The sequence below is a fragment of the Bacillus coreaensis genome (assembly GCF_050586445.1).
In the GTDB taxonomy this organism is placed as follows: domain Bacteria; phylum Bacillota; class Bacilli; order Bacillales; family Cytobacillaceae; genus Robertmurraya_A; species Robertmurraya_A coreaensis.
Map to the genome: position 1 here is coordinate 144,671 of NZ_JBOCCY010000006.1, position 15,026 is coordinate 159,696.

Below are 15,026 nucleotides of genomic sequence, written 5' to 3' on the forward strand. Positions count from 1 at the left end.
AGTCAAAAAAATCGAAATAAAACACATCGTTTCCTCTTTCAAAAAACATTTGAAATACAATATAAGCAAACCCTAGATACTCATAAACTCCATCATATATTCCCATTTCCAATTTAGTTTACCTCCTCGCTTTCTATGTGTAGTGGATGAGAGCGTTTTGCTAACCAGCGGAAAAAATCGATAGGCAATCCTGCTCCGGATGCAATTCCTGTATGTCCATTTGGCAACAGAATAAGCTCCTTATCTTGGCTCCGTGCTAGAGTCATCATAGGCAAAGCCTGCTCTAGTGGTACAAGTTCATCATTGGTTGAAGCAATTACTAAAAGGTTAGCGGAGATTTGTTGCAATCGGGCTGGTTCTCCTCCAATCTTATATTTTCCTGTCATTAACTTATTGTGAATGATCAAGTCATTCACGATTTGTTTAAGGGCGGCACCCGGAAAGGCAATATGCTCCTTTGTCCATTGATTGAATAGTGACCATTTGTGTGCATAGTCCTTGTTATGTCCTTTTTCTAATAGTGATAAATACGGAGAAATATAAACCGGGGATGTGATTAGTCGAACTCCGTATTGGATAAAGGCTGCTGGTATAATTCCTAGCCCATCAATGAGTGGTGATATGTTGATTGTTTCATCCTTGATGGCTTGATGCAGGAGATCAAACTTTGAAACATACGAAAAGTCGACAGGAGTAACAAAGAGAATAAGATTCTCGATCGGTTCATTGGCAATGGCCGCGTATATCGCAGCGAGTGTTCCTCCAAGGCAAAATCCGATGACACTAATGTTATCGCTATTGGAGTGTTTCAGAGCGATCCTTGCACCTGTTTGAATATACTTGAGCACATAATCGTCGATGGTCATGTCGCGATCTTCGTATCTTGGAATTCCGAAGTCGATCAGATACACTTCATAGCCAGCATTGGTAAGAGCCCCGATTAAACTTGTATTTGGCATTAAATCTAATATCGTTGGTTGATTCACTAAGGAGTAAATCAAATAAAGCGGTGTATGATATTTTTTAACGGGGGCAGGGTAGTACCATAAAGTGGCTTTGTTTCTTTTCCAGAGAGCTTGTCTAGGTGTTGCTGCTGTGATGGAAGCTCCGTCAGTAAGTGCACGGAACAGTGAACTCCATCGAGCTTTCTCTAATGAAAATCGTTCAGCATCCATCTTACTCACCAAGCTTTGACTGATTTAATAAAGCATCTGAGAGCCTTGCAAGGTTTTCTTGAACAAGCTTTGCTCTTTCTTTACGGTCAAGGGGTCTTCTGCTTGTTTTTTGTAAGGGGGCTTTGGTAGAAGGAGGTTTCGTGCCCATTGCAGCTTCTAATCGCTGTAGCGTGGTTTCTATTTGTGCTAATCTTTGCTGAATATCCTCCAGCCGATCTTCATTTTGAATCGTCAGTTTGGCGACACTTGCCACATCTCTTTTGGTAGGAATGTTCAAGGGGACCGAGGCCGTTTCCACAGCGTCTTGAAGCTCCTTTATAAGCTTCCCATACCATTGGGTTCTTCTACCTAGTAGACCAACGATGTCCTCTTTGTTTACTCGATTTTTTATCCAATCGTTTAATAACGTTTCCGCTTTCGATCCAGTTATTTTAATTTGGCTATATAAATCATCAAGCTGCTCGCTGCGCAATCATCTCAGCTCCCTTTTGTAATGTACGAAAAATATCACTATATATTATAGACAGGCATTAAGAGAAGGTGCGAAAAATGGATATTAGCCTCTGCCTTATTTTTAATTGTCAAGAAAATGCCATTACTTTGTGCCGTGGAAAAGCATATTCTCCTGTAAAAGGTAAATAATATCTCCGTACCATATATAAGGAGGTTTTATTCATGCAGAAGAATGCTAGAGGATACGTTCAAGATTCAGTTAGTGCCTTATCAGAAGCAAAGGATTGCTTACAAAATGCTTTAAATACAGTGGAAAAGGGATCTAACCGTGACCGTATCGAGCAAACTTTGCAACAAGTAAACTCAGCCCTTCAATCATGTGACCAAACTGCTGGAATTTTAGGTCAGGAATAAAGGGTACAGGCGTGAATTCTTATAGAATTCACGTTTTTTTACTTTTTAAAGGGTGAAACAGGAGGAGATTGGGACATTTAGTAGGTATGAAGATCAAAATTCACGAAGATCCAGATAGAAATGAAGTTCATCGAGCTTATGAAGATCGAAACGATTGAAGATCTAAGGAGAAATGGTCTTCATCGCCTTGATGAGGACCAAAACGAGTAACAATCTAAGGAGAAACGGTCTTCATCGCCTTGATGAGGACCAAAAGGAGCAAGAATCTAAGGAGAAATGGTCTTCATCGCCTTGATGAAGACCAAAACGAGCAAGGATCTAAGGAGAAACGGTCTTCATCGCCTTGATGAGGACCAAAAGGAGCAAGAATCTAAGGAGAAATGGTCTTCATCGCCTTGATGAAGACCAAAACGAGTAAGAATCTAAGGAGAAACGGTCTTCATCGCCTTGATGAACACCAAAATCAGCAAGCACAAACGGAAAACGATCTTTCCCCAAACCACTACACTAAGACTCCACCTCCTTACAATCCAAACATTATACAAAGCCCACCTTATATTATCTTTCTATATCGTGGACATTAGCCTATTCCAACTAGGTGTTTGTTGCATATGAAGTAGAGTAGGGAAGTATAGACACGAAAAGGAGGTATACGAATGCAACATCATTACGTTGGGCCACATCATCGTGGAGAGAGATTCTTCTTTGGCGCTCCATTTGCGGCTGGATTATTAGGTGGTTTTGCTGGAGGGTTACTAGGTGGCGCATTTTATCGGCCAAGACCATTTTATCCATATTATCCACCACCACCACCATTCTATGGATACGGATATGGCGGATACGGTGGATATGGAGGACCGTTCTTCTATTAAAATGTTATGTTACAAAACTAAATCAACAATCAAAAGGTTGAAATCATAACGAATGATTTCAACCTTTTATTATGCAGTCACCCTTACATCCACCTGACTGTAAGAGTCAAGTTACAGCAATTCATCGTATCTATGTCCCTGCTGAAGACTAGTTTTAAACCATCCGGTGTATAGCTAATAACAGGGATGTTCTGAATTCCTGTATGTTTAATTTGATCCTCGACAAGCATCTGCTTCGATTCTTGTGCGTTGCTCATAAGCTGTTTGGCAAACTCCTTTGAATCGGCCATTCTTTCAAGAAGCACACTTGCATCTTTCATCAGTGATTGCATATATTTAGCTGAAGTCATAAATAACTGTGGATTTACCTCTTGAAAAGGTCTGACGTAATAATTGGGTTGATAAAAGAAAGATGACTGACGTGTACCTACGGAGTAATAGGGTGGATAGACTTGAAAGGGTACGGAATAGTATGGAAAGCTTCTGGGGTCGTAACAATACAACCATTTCACATCCTTTATTAGAAAATAGGGCATATTTCCACCATAATATATGCGTCCGAAAGAATGTCTGATGATAACATTACAAAAATGTTAAAATGACCTAGTTGGTTCTATATTTTGCTATAATGAATTTACTTAGTTACCAATGTTGCAAAAGTGGTTTTGGGAGGTGAAAGAATGGAGTTAGATTTTATTCTTGATATAATTGAGGAAAATGGATATTTAGGGCTGTTCCTTTGGCTTTGGTTTGGGGTAGTAGGCATGCCTGTACCTAATGAAATAATCGCCATGACGGTCGGTTTAGCGGCTTCCTTAGGTACGTTAAATCCAGTATGCATCTTTCTTTCTACGTATCTAGGAATAGTTGCTGCACTAACGACAAGCTACCTCGCAGGAAAGTACATAGGTGTTAGACTCCTTCCATTCTTTCGAAAGAGCAAACGGATGGCTCGAACCATTGACCGTTCCTTCCAATCGATTGAAAAGTACCATGCTTTTTCCCTTCTGTTTAGTTACTTTATCCCTGGATTACGAAACTTTGTGCCATTTATTTACGGACTAAGCAAGTTGTCCTATAAAGTGTTTGCTCTGTTTGCCTACAGTGGGGCTTTTATTTGGCTGAGTATCGTTTTTTCGCTTGGATATTGGTTTGGTGATCAGAAGGAAATCCTTGTCGAGTATGCAACAGAATTACTCCTTATGGGAAGTATCGTTTTTGTATGTGCGTTTCTATTAATAAAAGTGATTAATCGGAAAAAAGTAAAAAAGCTTAGGAGGTCTTCCACTCTATGAAGGGAAACTCATTAATTCAAACACTAGGAATTGAATTTATACAGATTGAAAAAGGAAGAGTCGTCGCTACAATGCCCGTAGATGACCGTACACGTCAACCGTTTGGCCTTCTCCACGGCGGTGCTTCAGTAGCACTTTCAGAAAGCGTTGCATCAATCGGAGCGTACGAATTGGTTAATAAGGAAAAGGAAGTTGTCGTTGGATTAGAAATCAATGCCAATCATATTAAAGCTAAAAAAGACGGTATTGTAACCGCTACTGGAACAGTGCTTCATCAAGGTCGGACCACAATGGTATGGGATATTAAAATAACAGACGAACAAAACCAACTTATTAGTGTCTCACGGTGTACAATAGCTGTAATTGAAAAAAGATAAAAAATCCATGTGTGAAAGTCACACATGGATTTTTATTATTCCCTAGCACGTTCTTTTTTCACTGCAGCTAAATCGTCCTGAACACTTTTTTCCCAAAGCTTCACATTCGTATTGTACGCAGCTCTAGCGATAAGATGTCCGGCTACAGGTGAGGTCATAAAAATAAACACAATTCCAAGAATCAGCCGAGAATTCATATGGCCTTCTAATAGGTAGAAGTATAAAAAGGTACCTGCTAAAACAAACATAACTCCTAATGTAGCGGCTTTAGACGCAGCGTGTGTGCGTGTATACACATCTGGTAATCTAATAAGTCCGACTGCTGTAACGACGGTTAGGAGTGCTCCAAGTGCGATGCATATCCCGATAATAACCTTAACTATTTCGATCACGTTCAAGGATGACCCCCTTTTCTAAATACTTGGAGAAGGCAACTGTACCAATAAAAGCTAAAATTCCAATCAACAAGATAACTTCTAGGAAAGCATTTGATTTTAACATAATTGATACAAGCGCGATGATGGCAACTAAACAGATACCAAGTGCATCAAGTGCAACCACCCGATCTGGTGTTGTAGGACCTTTAATGACCCGGTACACCATAGCAAGCATAGATAAGGTAATACATACTAAAGAAATAGTTATAACCCACTGTAACATTACCTGCTCACCTCCATGATTGCTTTTTCAAAAGTATTTTTGATGCTAGAGATGGCTGCCTCCACATCTGAAGCATCCATCGCATGGATATAAAGAGTCTTATTATCATCGGAGATATCTACCACTAATGTCCCAGGGGTTAATGTAATCAGATTGGATAATAAGGTGATTTCCCAATCATTTTTTAGTTCAGTATGAAGAGCAAAAATTCCTGGCTGGATATCAAGCTTTGGTTTAATGATGACCTTTAAAACAGCTATATTGGATAAAAGAAGCTCTTTAATAAAGATGGCGATCAGGTTGATTACTGCTACCACTCTTAATAAATAAAAGCGGGATGGGAAAAAACGTCGAAAGGTAAAGACGAGCAATAACCCGAAAAAGTAGCCAACAAAGAAATCGATCGGTTCATTAGAAACCTTTAAAAACATCCAAACAAGAGCTAGAAAAACATTTAATAAAATTTGAAATGCCATTGTTATCACTCCTTCATGACGGCATTGATGTAGGTGGAAGGATTAGCAAGTGTTTCCGCAGCTTCTAAAATATACGGGTAAACCAGCTCCGCTCCAACTCCATACAACACAGAAATAATCACTAAAATAGCGGGAGAGATAAGCAACCAGCTAACAGGAGCTTTTTCTTCCTTTTCGTATGTGCGATGGATGCCCCAGAACCCATTAATAAAGATTTTCATAACAGAAAAAAGAACAAGGAGACTCGACATTAACACGATTCCAGCCCCCCAATAGGCTTCTGCACCAAAACCACTTCTGATAATCAATAGTTTGCCGACAAAGCCACTAAGTGGGGGAATTCCAGCTAAAGCAAGGGCAGATAGTAAGAACATCCAGCCTAATAAGGGATAATTCTTAATCAACCCACTGATCTTCTTTAAGTTGCTCGTTCCTGTAATTGCAATGACTACTCCAACCAGCAGGAATAATGCTGCTTTAGTAAACATGTCATGAATCAAATAAAAAATTGCACCTGTCAAGGATTCCGTTGTATTTATCGATACCCCAAACAAAATAACGCCAACAGCAATAATAATGTTATAAATAATAATCTTCTTAATATCCCAGTACGCTAATGCTCCGATAATGCCAACAATAATCGTAATGATCGCAAGTGCCCCTAAGAGTTCATGAGTATAGCCTGGGTCATGAGGGAAAAAGAGTGTATACGTCCTCATGATAGAGTAGACCCCAACTTTGGTTAAGAGCGCCCCGAACAATGCCAAAACAGGAGCAGGAGGAGCATAATATGAGCCAGGTAGCCAGAAATAAAGCGGGAAAATGGCTCCTTTTAAGCCGAAAACGATTAAAAATAACACAGCAATGACTGTTAAAATACCAGGCTGTCCCACTTCTGCAATCCTAGTGGAGATATGTGCCATATTTAACGTTCCTACCACTGCATATAAGTAAGCAACGGTAATAACAAACAACGAACTAGAAATAATATTCACTAAAATATATTTTACCGATTCGCGAAGCTGAGCCTTTGTTCCACCCAGGACCAATAGCACGTAGGAGCTCATAAGCATCACTTCAAAGAAGACGAAAAGGTTGAAAATATCTCCAGTTGTAAATGCACCATTAATCCCGACAATCAGGAATTGCAAAATAGAATAATAGTAGAATTTTTCTCTTTCCTCTCCAATTGCTCGGAAGGAATAGAGACAACAAGCAAATGCAATGACACTTGTTGTCAAAACAAGAAGGGCAGAAAGCATGTCAGATACTAATGTAATCCCAAAAGGTGCTTCCCAACTTCCTAAGTTTAATGTTTGAATGCCATCTGTTCGAACCTTTTGAAATAGCAGAATAGACGCAAATACGGTGGATAAGAAAGATAAAACGGATACCCACCTAGAGGCTATTGTAAAGCGATTCAAAAAGATTAATATGACCGATGTTATAAGCGGAATCAGTATAGGTAATAAAAGCAAATTATTCATTTATTTTCGTCCCTCTCAAGCGATCCATGTTGTCCGTTCCTAGCTCCTGGTACGCGCGATAAGCTAATACTAGAAAAAAGGAAGTAACACCAAAGGCAATAACGATAGCCGTTAATATTAATGCCTGTGGCAATGGATCATTGTACCCGGCAGCATGTTCTCCAAGTAAGGGAGCAGCGCCATTTTTTAGGCCTCCCATAGTTAAAACCAATAAATGTGTGCCATGACTTAAAAGTCCCGTTCCGATAATAATTCGAAGTAAGCTTTTAGAAAGCATTAAATAAGTGGCGGCCATAAAAATAATACCAACAACAAACGCCATAACGATTTCCATTATTCGTCCTCCCCTATTGTTTGAATAATGGTCATTGTGACACCGATAACAACAAGATACACACCGATATCAAATAACACAGCTGTGTGCAACGATGTTTTGCCAAGGATAGGCAAATATACATCATTAAATGCATGAGTTAAAAATGGAACATTAAACAGCAATGCACCAGCTCCTGTTCCAATGGAAAAAAGAAGCCCAATTGCCGTCATAATGCGGTAATTGACGGGTAAAATATTCGCTACCGTCTTCATATCAAACGCTAGCAGCAAGAGTACTAGAGCTCCTGCCGTCATCAATCCTCCAATGAATCCTCCACCCGGATAATAATGTCCAGCAAAGAAAAGATGAATAGAGAAGAGGAGAATGATGAACAAAATCACTTTTGTTACGGTTTGTAGAATGAGGTCATTCGTTCTCATCCTTCTTTCCCCCTTGTTAGACGTAATTTAATCATGGCAAAAATACCAAGTGATGCAATCGCAAGTACACAGATTTCAAATAGCGTATCAAAGCCACGGAAGTCAACGAGAATGACGTTAACCATATTTTTCCCTGCCGCACGGATATACGTATTGTCCACGTAAAAATGTGAGATCGAATCAAATAGCTTTGTACTATAAGAAGAAAGTGCAATGGCGGTAACAATCGCACCCACACCGATAGAAATAAGAGCATTTGTGAGCTTAAACGGAATTTTTGATTCTTCCTTTTTAAATTTCGGTAAATGATAGAAACAAAGTAGAAACAATGCGACTGACACCGTTTCAATGACCAACTGAGTAAGTGCTAAATCCGGCGCACGGAAAACGACAAAGAATAAAGCAACCGTATACCCAACTGCTCCTAACAAGATAATGGAGGTGAGTCTTGATTTAGCAAACAGAATGGTAATGGTGGCTACGACTATAAGCAAGGAGAGAACCAGCTCATAAAAGCCGATGCTAGATACATTTGCTGTATCGATCACAAACGCCTCTTTCTTATAAAGCGTGTAGCCCAAAATCAGAATGAAAAAGGCAAAAATATAAACCAAATACGTTCGGATATAACCATTCATATAAAATCTTGTCAGCTTAAACGAACCAGACTGAATCGATTCAATTCCTTTGTCATACAGCTTGTTTAAAGTTAATTTTTCAGGCAGTAGATTATAGGCTTTTTCCCATTTTGGTAACGTCAAATACAGAAGAATCCCAAGTATCACGACTGCAATGGTCATAAATAATTCGATGTTTGGTCCGTGCCAGAAGTAAATATGAACGTCAAACATATCTCCTGGAGAAAGCAGGCTAGGTAAAATCGAAGCCATCGCCGGTGAAATTAAGTTATGGGAAAGGATATTTGGAAACAATCCAAAGATAATGACTAAAGAGCCGAGTATAACTGGTGAAATGAGCATTCCAAGCGGCGCCTCATGTGGCTTCTTCTTTAATTGTTCTGGTTTGTATTTACCCATAAACGTTCTAAACACAAGCTTCATGCTGTAAATGAACGTAAATACACTGGCGATCCAAGCGAGGACAGGAAATAATAATCCCCATGTGCTTAGAGAGAAAAGGTCCAATTTCAAAATATTTACCATACCGGTAAAAAACATTTCTTTACTTAAAAATCCGTTAAATGGCGGCAAGCCGGCCATAGAAAACGCACCGATAATTGCAAGCGTAAAGGTAATCGGCATCAAATGCATCAATCCGCCAAGCTTCCGTATATCACGTGTTCCTGTTTCATGGTCAACAATTCCTACGACCATGAACAAGCTTCCTTTGAAGGTAGCATGATTAATTAAGTGAAAGACAGCAGCTGTCGTTGCCACGGTAAACACATTATCGTCTATTCCATCATAGTGTAGGGCAGCAGCACCAACACCTAACAGAGACATAATCAACCCTAATTGGCTTACAGTAGAGAAGGCGAGTATGCTCTTTAGGTCAGTCTGTTTGACGGCTGAAAAAGAACCCCAGAACAATGTAACAATACCGAAACCTCCGACGAGCCAGAGCCAAACAGGTGATTCAGCAAACACAGGGCTCATTCTTGCTACGAGATAAATCCCCGCCTTAACCATGGTTGCCGAATGCAGATAGGCACTAACAGGTGTTGGAGCTTCCATTGCATCAGGTAACCAAATATGGAATGGAAACTGAGCTGATTTAGTAAAAGCACCGAGTAAAAAGCAGAGTATTGCTGGAATAAGTAAAGTGTGTTCTAACACAACGTCTGATTGTGCGACAATTTCTGAAATGCTAAAGGATCCTGTCATGATGTATAGCAGGACGATGCCTCCTAGCATCGCAAGACCACCAAAAACGGTAATTAACATAGACTTTTGTGCACCATATCTCGACTTTTCTCGATGATACCAGTAGCCGATAAGTAAGAACGAAGAAATACTAGTCAGCTCCCAAAAGCCGTACATAACAATTAAATTATCGGATAGGACTACACCGAGCATCGCTCCCATAAAGAGAAGAAGATACACGTAGAAGCTTCCAAGCTGTTCCTTATCTTTTGCTAAATAATAAATCGAATAAAGAACAACTAAAGACCCAATTCCAGAAATAAGCAAAGCAAAGAGCAATCCAAGTCCATCTATTTTAGCGGCGAAATTAATGCCAAGAGAAGGAATCCACTCAAAGCTTTCATATACTGTACCTTGGTGCGAAGTGGTACTAATAAACGAAAGAAAATAGCTAAATAATACAACTGGTAATGGTAGTACAAACCAGCCAGTATGTATTTGTCTAATGCTTTTGGAAAAAATAGGTATGATGACCGCAAGCAATAGAGGTGAAACAATGGCCAAGTGTAGCAAAGACAAAACAAAACCCCCTCTTTATATGTAAATAACAACTGTTTTTTAAAAAGTAATACTGCCTATTACTATTTCCATATTTTTCTCCGAACATGCTTCCACATTCTTTTACCGAAACAGCCATAAAAAAAGTATAACGCAAAAAAACAGACCTTGCATGCCTCAAGCGTACAACATCCCTTATTTGAAGCAAAACTAATAAATAGGTAGAAACGCAGACGAATTGGTGAAAAAATTTTTATTTTTTTTGAATAAAATCAGACTTTTATCCTCAAAATAATTTTAAAGTGAGGTGTGAGGATGAAAAAGAAAATACTAGCGTCATTGTCCATTTTTCTCCTCTTAGTGTCTTTGGCATGGACATTAGATAAAAAAGATAAGCGTGAATTTTATAGTCCTGATGAGGAGGGAGAAGTGGTTCAAATTTTTACCACTGACCCAGGTTTAAATGATATTCAGAAAAAGAAGTATCGCATGTTTAAGGCAAGGGAATATGTAAGAATTGAAAGACCATAAAGACTTGTAATATGTTCTCCTATCTTTCATAATAATGGAAGACAAAATCATATGTGGAGAATTCAATGAAAAATACGTATTTAACAAGTTACTTTCCTTTGGTTTCTATCTTATTATTTAGCTTGTCCTTTGCGATGCTAGTTGAGGTGCATCTTTTTAAATTTTTAAATGCTACTGGCATTTATGTAGGAATGCTAGAATTCTTTTCTAGAAGTGGCATCAAGCTTGCGTTGCTTATCTTATTGCTTGTTGTCTTTTTTATGGTATTTGCGGCTTTAAAGCTGATTGCTGATACGGTCAATGAGCTTTCTTTACTCTTTTTCTCAAAGGATTTTAACGGGGAAAGCTTAAAGGATGTTCGTGCAGGAGCGATTATTTATTTTTCAGGCTCTGTCTTATCGCTTTTAGGCTCTGCCCATGTAACCATACTAGCTATCGTTTTTTCCCTTACAACGATAAGTTACTTTGTCTTTTTTGTGTATAAGGTAAGCTCGAAGCTATCACTTTCTGGAATTATTGGACTGATTTTCTTTCAAGTACTTACCTGGTCAACACTCGTGTTAGGTGTCGTATTTATTGCGTTAAAAGTATACAACAGCATCGTTGCTAGTTTACCAGTATAAGAAACCCCGGATGAAGAACTCATCCGGGGTTTCTTTTGAGGTGCATGCGGCTAAAGTGGGTTTGAAAAAATAAGAGGAGAAATTTCTCTTAAATAGGAAATTGTACTGAAAATAGCCAAAATAGACGGAGAGATTCCGTCTATTGACTCGAAAAACGTTAAAATGGGCAATATTGCATTACTTAACCGGAAACCATCCGATTATTTACTCTGAATCAAGCTCTATTCAGGAGTTTAACCGGAAACCCTCCGCTTATTATAAATTCAAGTGCTTTTCATAAGTGTTTTAAAATGCTTGCACCTCTAATGTAAACCCATTTGAAGAACTCATCCGGGGTTTTATTAGTTAGACATAATAGCTTTCCATATATATAGATGTGGAGAGTATTGCTCAATATTTTCAATGCTGGATGGCATGTCTCTTCCGACCCAAACTCCGACTGTTAGCGTATCTGTTAAACCAACAAACCAGTAGTCTTGGTAATTATTCGTTGTGCCTGTTTTTCCGCCTTGGTAGGTTGCTCGCGATAAATGGGCTTTTCGAGCGGTTCCTGAAGAGACCGTTTCCGATAATAGACTGCGCATGCTGCTGACGGTTTCAGCAGACCAGACTTGTTTTTTCTCATCTCTCCACTCATAAAGAACGTTTCCTTGTAAGTCGGTCACCTTACGAATGGCACGTGGTTGCTGATACCCTCCATCATAAAAGGAGGTGTAAGCTCCTGTCAGCTCTAATGGCGACATTCCGTACGTAAAACCACCAACGGCAGCTGGTAACACATGATCCTCTGCTACTAACTTCTTAAAAGGAAAGGATGTAAGATATTGAAAGCCCGTTTCTACCCCAATTTCGTTTAACAGTCGAACAGCGGGTGTATTGTATGAGTTCGCAAATGCTCGTTCAAGCGTTACATTTCCATATATTTTTCCACCATAGTTTTCAGGACAATAGTTACCAATACAGAGCTCTCCTGCATTTACTGTTTTAGATAGAGAGGAGTGCGTCTCTTGTAAATAAGGAGCGTAAACAAGTAATGGTTTAATCGATGAACCAGGCTGACGATAAGCTTGGAACGCTCGGTTGAACTCACCCTTTTGATAGTTTTTTCCACCAACAAGTGCTAGTATCTGTGCATTCGTATGATCAATAACGGCCACAGAACCTTCCACATCGATAAATGGTAGATTATCACTAACCGCCGTTTTTGCTCGATTTTGAAGACTTTGGTCCAAGGAAGTTTCAATGCTAATTCCGGAAGCAATCACTTCTTTTACTCGATGGTCAATCTCTTCCTCTTCAGTTAATCCTTCTGAAAGGGCAATTAATTGTGATAATTCATTTTGAACATACGCCATATAATCAGGTGCTTGGTCAATTCGTTCATGTACGGTTAGATTGATAGGCGAATTTTTTATTTCTGTTGCTTCTGAAGCGGTCAACTTGTCTTTTTCCACTAATAAATCGATGAGACGCTCTTGACGCGCTTTTGTTCGATCGAAGTGGCTTAATGGATCATAGTAAGTCGGATTGTTTGGAACAGCAGCTAGAAAAAATAGCTCTGCTTTTGTGAGTTCTAGTGTTCCGCGGTTAAAGTAGTACTTAGCCGCTGCTTCAATTCCGTAAGCCCCATGTTGAAAATAAATAGAATTAATATATAAATCTATGATTTCCTTTTTTGAGTAAGTTTTTTCTAGTTTGTAGGCGTAAAGAATTTCAGTAAGCTTTCGATTGTAAGATTGCTCGTGAGTTAAATAAAGATTTCGAGCGAGCTGCTGTGTAATCGTACTTGCTCCCTGTTCGATCCCGTTTGACTGAATATTGATCGTAAGGGCACGACCCATAGCTGTTAAGTCAAAGCCAATATGCTCATAAAAGTGCTGATCCTCTGATAGAACAAACACCTCACGCAATAGCTCGGGAATGTTCTCAGATGGTAAAACGATACGATTTACCGTGCTGTACCATTCTAAAACGGTTTCCCCATTGCGATCTTTGATCAAGCTTGTTTGTGATAAGTTTGTTTTTTCTAACTGTATCTTGTTTTCTATCACATGATCGAAAGTATCAAAAGAGCGTACCTCGTTGCTAGAAAAATAGGCAAGCAGGAAAAAGACGGGGAGAAGCAGGAAAATAAAAAAATAACCGGTTTTTACTCTCATGTCGGTCGCTTCCCTTTCTATTGAAAAATTATGATGAAGATAGCAGTGATTCTGTTTTTCTCACACTCCACCATAATAAGACAAAAGCAGCAAGGAATAAAGCACTAGTGACAAAAAAGACAGTTGAGATATTATACCACCCCGAAATAAGTCCACCCATTACAGGTCCAATGACGTTTCCTAAAAACCGAAAACTTACGTTATAGCCTAATACTTCCCCTTGCATCGAGAGGGGAGCGACTTGTCGGATATAAGCCGTCATACAAGGAATAATTCCCCCAACCACCATACCAAACAGAAAACGGGATAACACAAGCTGCCATAACTGGGTAGCAAGTGCTTGCGGAATAAATAGAATGGACGCAGACAGTAATAAAATGAGGATCACTCGCTCATGCCCGATATCATCACCAAGCTTCCCCCAACGCCGAGTGGCTAACAAGTTCCCAAATCCGGTGGCTGAAAAAGCAACCCCTGCTAGAAACGCGAGATGGGTCGTTTGGACAAGCTCATTGACATATAGAGCTAATAGTGGCTGTACACTAAAGTTAGCGGTTTGAATTAATAATGATAGGATCATGATCGAAAGCAGGACAGGATTTTTAAAAATGTAAAAAAACACTTCCTTTTGGGTAAAAGAATTCTTCTCCTTCACCTTTTGTCGGTCGTTCCCTTCATGAATTCCAAACGAGACTAAAAGAGTAGCAGCAACGATGACGAAGGAGGTGATGAAAAACGTATATTGAAAACCAAAACTGTCTGCTAACAATCCTCCGAATAATGGACCGAGTAGGCCACCAGAGACGGTGCCCATCTGTAACGTTCCAAGTACCTTACCAGCAATCTCTTTTGGAGTTTGTGAGGATATGAGGGCGAGTGAGGTGGGGATAAATCCAGTAACGACGCCCATAACAAGTCGCAGGATAAAGAGCTCCATAACAGAATCAGTAAACCCCATGAAAAAGATACTGATACCAATACCGAATCCGGTAATCATCAAAATAGGCTTATACCCATGTTTATCTCCAAACCGTCCCCATAAAGGTGAAATAAAGAAAGCGGCTAAAAAGGTTACCCCAAACACATAGCCAGCCCATTTTTGAACATAGTCCGGGGAAAAAGATCCAAATGTTTCAATGTACAACGATAAAAAAGGAAGAATCATCGTTGCACTTGCAGATACGAGGAAATTTGCGATCCACATAATTCGTAAATTTCTTTTTTGATACAAAGCAAAAACACCTTCTTATGGTTATTATTTCGTTTAGCTAAATATTAGCTTATGGAAATTATAGCATATTTTAGGGCTGATATTCCTTTTCGTACTTTCTTTGAATGAATTAAACAGAAAAATGAAAAAATTATCA

Annotated in this window: 18 protein-coding genes; 6 read left to right on the plus strand and 12 right to left on the minus strand. The window is 39.3% G+C overall.

All coding sequences use genetic code 11. The annotated features are described in order from the left end of the window. Window positions 1-113: 113 nt before the first annotated feature. Together ACQ5H4_RS11700 and ACQ5H4_RS11705 are read right to left on the minus strand one after the other, a co-directional pair. Complete coding sequence (locus ACQ5H4_RS11700) at window positions 114-1,175, minus strand: alpha/beta fold hydrolase (protein ID WP_430775088.1); 1,062 nt, start codon at window positions 1,173-1,175, stop codon at window positions 114-116. Window position 1,176: 1 nt separating this feature from the next. Further along, the gene (locus ACQ5H4_RS11705; protein WP_430775089.1) at window positions 1,177-1,647 is read right to left on the minus strand and encodes a hypothetical protein; all 471 of its coding nucleotides are present in this window, start codon (window positions 1,645-1,647) and stop codon (window positions 1,177-1,179) included. Window positions 1,648-1,850: 203 nt separating this feature from the next. Between ACQ5H4_RS11705 and ACQ5H4_RS11710 the strand changes: the two genes are divergently transcribed. Both ACQ5H4_RS11710 and ACQ5H4_RS11715 read left to right on the plus strand, forming a co-directional pair. Next, on the plus strand, window positions 1,851-2,042 hold the full coding sequence (locus ACQ5H4_RS11710; RefSeq protein ID WP_251516954.1) for a hypothetical protein: 192 nt from the start codon (window positions 1,851-1,853) through the stop codon (window positions 2,040-2,042). A gap of 656 nt (window positions 2,043-2,698) precedes the next feature. Next, window positions 2,699-2,914, plus strand: a complete 216-nt coding sequence (locus tag ACQ5H4_RS11715) for a hypothetical protein (protein WP_430775090.1) — start codon at window positions 2,699-2,701, stop codon at window positions 2,912-2,914. An 83-nt stretch (window positions 2,915-2,997) separates the two neighbouring features. On the opposite strand, the gene ACQ5H4_RS11720 is transcribed toward ACQ5H4_RS11715, so the two are convergent. Next, the gene (locus ACQ5H4_RS11720) at window positions 2,998-3,417 is read right to left on the minus strand and encodes a YuzC family spore coat inner layer protein (RefSeq protein ID WP_430775091.1); all 420 of its coding nucleotides are present in this window, start codon (window positions 3,415-3,417) and stop codon (window positions 2,998-3,000) included. Between the two features lie 177 nt (window positions 3,418-3,594). Here ACQ5H4_RS11720 and ACQ5H4_RS11725 point away from each other — a divergent pair, with 177 nt between their 5' ends. After that, window positions 3,595-4,209, plus strand: a complete 615-nt coding sequence (locus tag ACQ5H4_RS11725) for a DedA family protein (protein ID WP_430775092.1) — start codon at window positions 3,595-3,597, stop codon at window positions 4,207-4,209. Next, window positions 4,206-4,586, plus strand: coding sequence for a PaaI family thioesterase (locus ACQ5H4_RS11730; RefSeq protein WP_430775093.1), 381 nt, complete (start codon window positions 4,206-4,208; stop codon window positions 4,584-4,586). Before ACQ5H4_RS11725 ends, ACQ5H4_RS11730 begins: the two co-directional genes overlap by 4 nt. Window positions 4,587-4,621: 35 nt before the next feature. Here ACQ5H4_RS11730 and mnhG read toward each other — a convergent pair whose 3' ends face one another. Genes mnhG through ACQ5H4_RS11765 form a run of 7 tightly spaced genes read right to left on the minus strand, consistent with a single transcriptional unit; the run spans window position 4,622 to window position 10,367 of the window. Then, a complete protein-coding gene (gene mnhG / locus ACQ5H4_RS11735; protein ID WP_430775229.1) occupies window positions 4,622-4,978 on the minus strand; it encodes a monovalent cation/H(+) antiporter subunit G in 357 nt (118 codons plus the stop codon). Continuing rightward, window positions 4,962-5,246, minus strand: a complete 285-nt coding sequence (locus ACQ5H4_RS11740; protein ID WP_119709774.1) for a Na(+)/H(+) antiporter subunit F1 — start codon at window positions 5,244-5,246, stop codon at window positions 4,962-4,964. Before ACQ5H4_RS11740 ends, mnhG begins: the two co-directional genes overlap by 17 nt. Then, the gene (locus ACQ5H4_RS11745; protein WP_430775094.1) at window positions 5,246-5,722 is read right to left on the minus strand and encodes a Na+/H+ antiporter subunit E; all 477 of its coding nucleotides are present in this window, start codon (window positions 5,720-5,722) and stop codon (window positions 5,246-5,248) included. Before ACQ5H4_RS11745 ends, ACQ5H4_RS11740 begins: the two co-directional genes overlap by 1 nt. A 5-nt stretch (window positions 5,723-5,727) precedes the next feature. Then, window positions 5,728-7,209, minus strand: coding sequence for a Na+/H+ antiporter subunit D (locus ACQ5H4_RS11750; RefSeq protein ID WP_430775095.1), 1,482 nt, complete (start codon window positions 7,207-7,209; stop codon window positions 5,728-5,730). Further along, window positions 7,202-7,543: a Na(+)/H(+) antiporter subunit C gene (locus ACQ5H4_RS11755; RefSeq protein WP_119709771.1), complete on the minus strand. Its 342-nt coding sequence runs from the start codon at window positions 7,541-7,543 to the stop codon at window positions 7,202-7,204. The genes ACQ5H4_RS11750 and ACQ5H4_RS11755 overlap by 8 nt, the downstream gene beginning before the upstream one ends. Next, window positions 7,543-7,965, minus strand: a complete 423-nt coding sequence (locus ACQ5H4_RS11760; protein ID WP_430775096.1) for a Na(+)/H(+) antiporter subunit B — start codon at window positions 7,963-7,965, stop codon at window positions 7,543-7,545. The genes ACQ5H4_RS11755 and ACQ5H4_RS11760 overlap by 1 nt, the downstream gene beginning before the upstream one ends. Then, on the minus strand, window positions 7,962-10,367 hold the full coding sequence (locus tag ACQ5H4_RS11765; protein ID WP_430775097.1) for a Na+/H+ antiporter subunit A: 2,406 nt from the start codon (window positions 10,365-10,367) through the stop codon (window positions 7,962-7,964). The genes ACQ5H4_RS11760 and ACQ5H4_RS11765 overlap by 4 nt, the downstream gene beginning before the upstream one ends. A 294-nt stretch (window positions 10,368-10,661) precedes the next feature. Between ACQ5H4_RS11765 and ACQ5H4_RS11770 the strand changes: the two genes are divergently transcribed. Then, window positions 10,662-10,877, plus strand: coding sequence for a hypothetical protein (locus ACQ5H4_RS11770; protein WP_430775098.1), 216 nt, complete (start codon window positions 10,662-10,664; stop codon window positions 10,875-10,877). Window positions 10,878-10,942: 65 nt separating this feature from the next. Beyond that, the gene (locus tag ACQ5H4_RS11775) at window positions 10,943-11,500 is read left to right on the plus strand and encodes a DUF5366 family protein (RefSeq protein ID WP_430775099.1); all 558 of its coding nucleotides are present in this window, start codon (window positions 10,943-10,945) and stop codon (window positions 11,498-11,500) included. A 341-nt stretch (window positions 11,501-11,841) separates the two neighbouring features. Here the strand turns inward: ACQ5H4_RS11775 and ACQ5H4_RS11780 are convergent, their stop codons facing one another. Then, window positions 11,842-13,659, minus strand: coding sequence for a transglycosylase domain-containing protein (locus tag ACQ5H4_RS11780; RefSeq protein ID WP_430775100.1), 1,818 nt, complete (start codon window positions 13,657-13,659; stop codon window positions 11,842-11,844). A 28-nt stretch (window positions 13,660-13,687) separates the two neighbouring features. Continuing rightward, window positions 13,688-14,863, minus strand: coding sequence for an MFS transporter (locus ACQ5H4_RS11785; RefSeq protein WP_430775230.1), 1,176 nt, complete (start codon window positions 14,861-14,863; stop codon window positions 13,688-13,690). Window positions 14,864-15,026 lie beyond the last annotated feature (163 nt).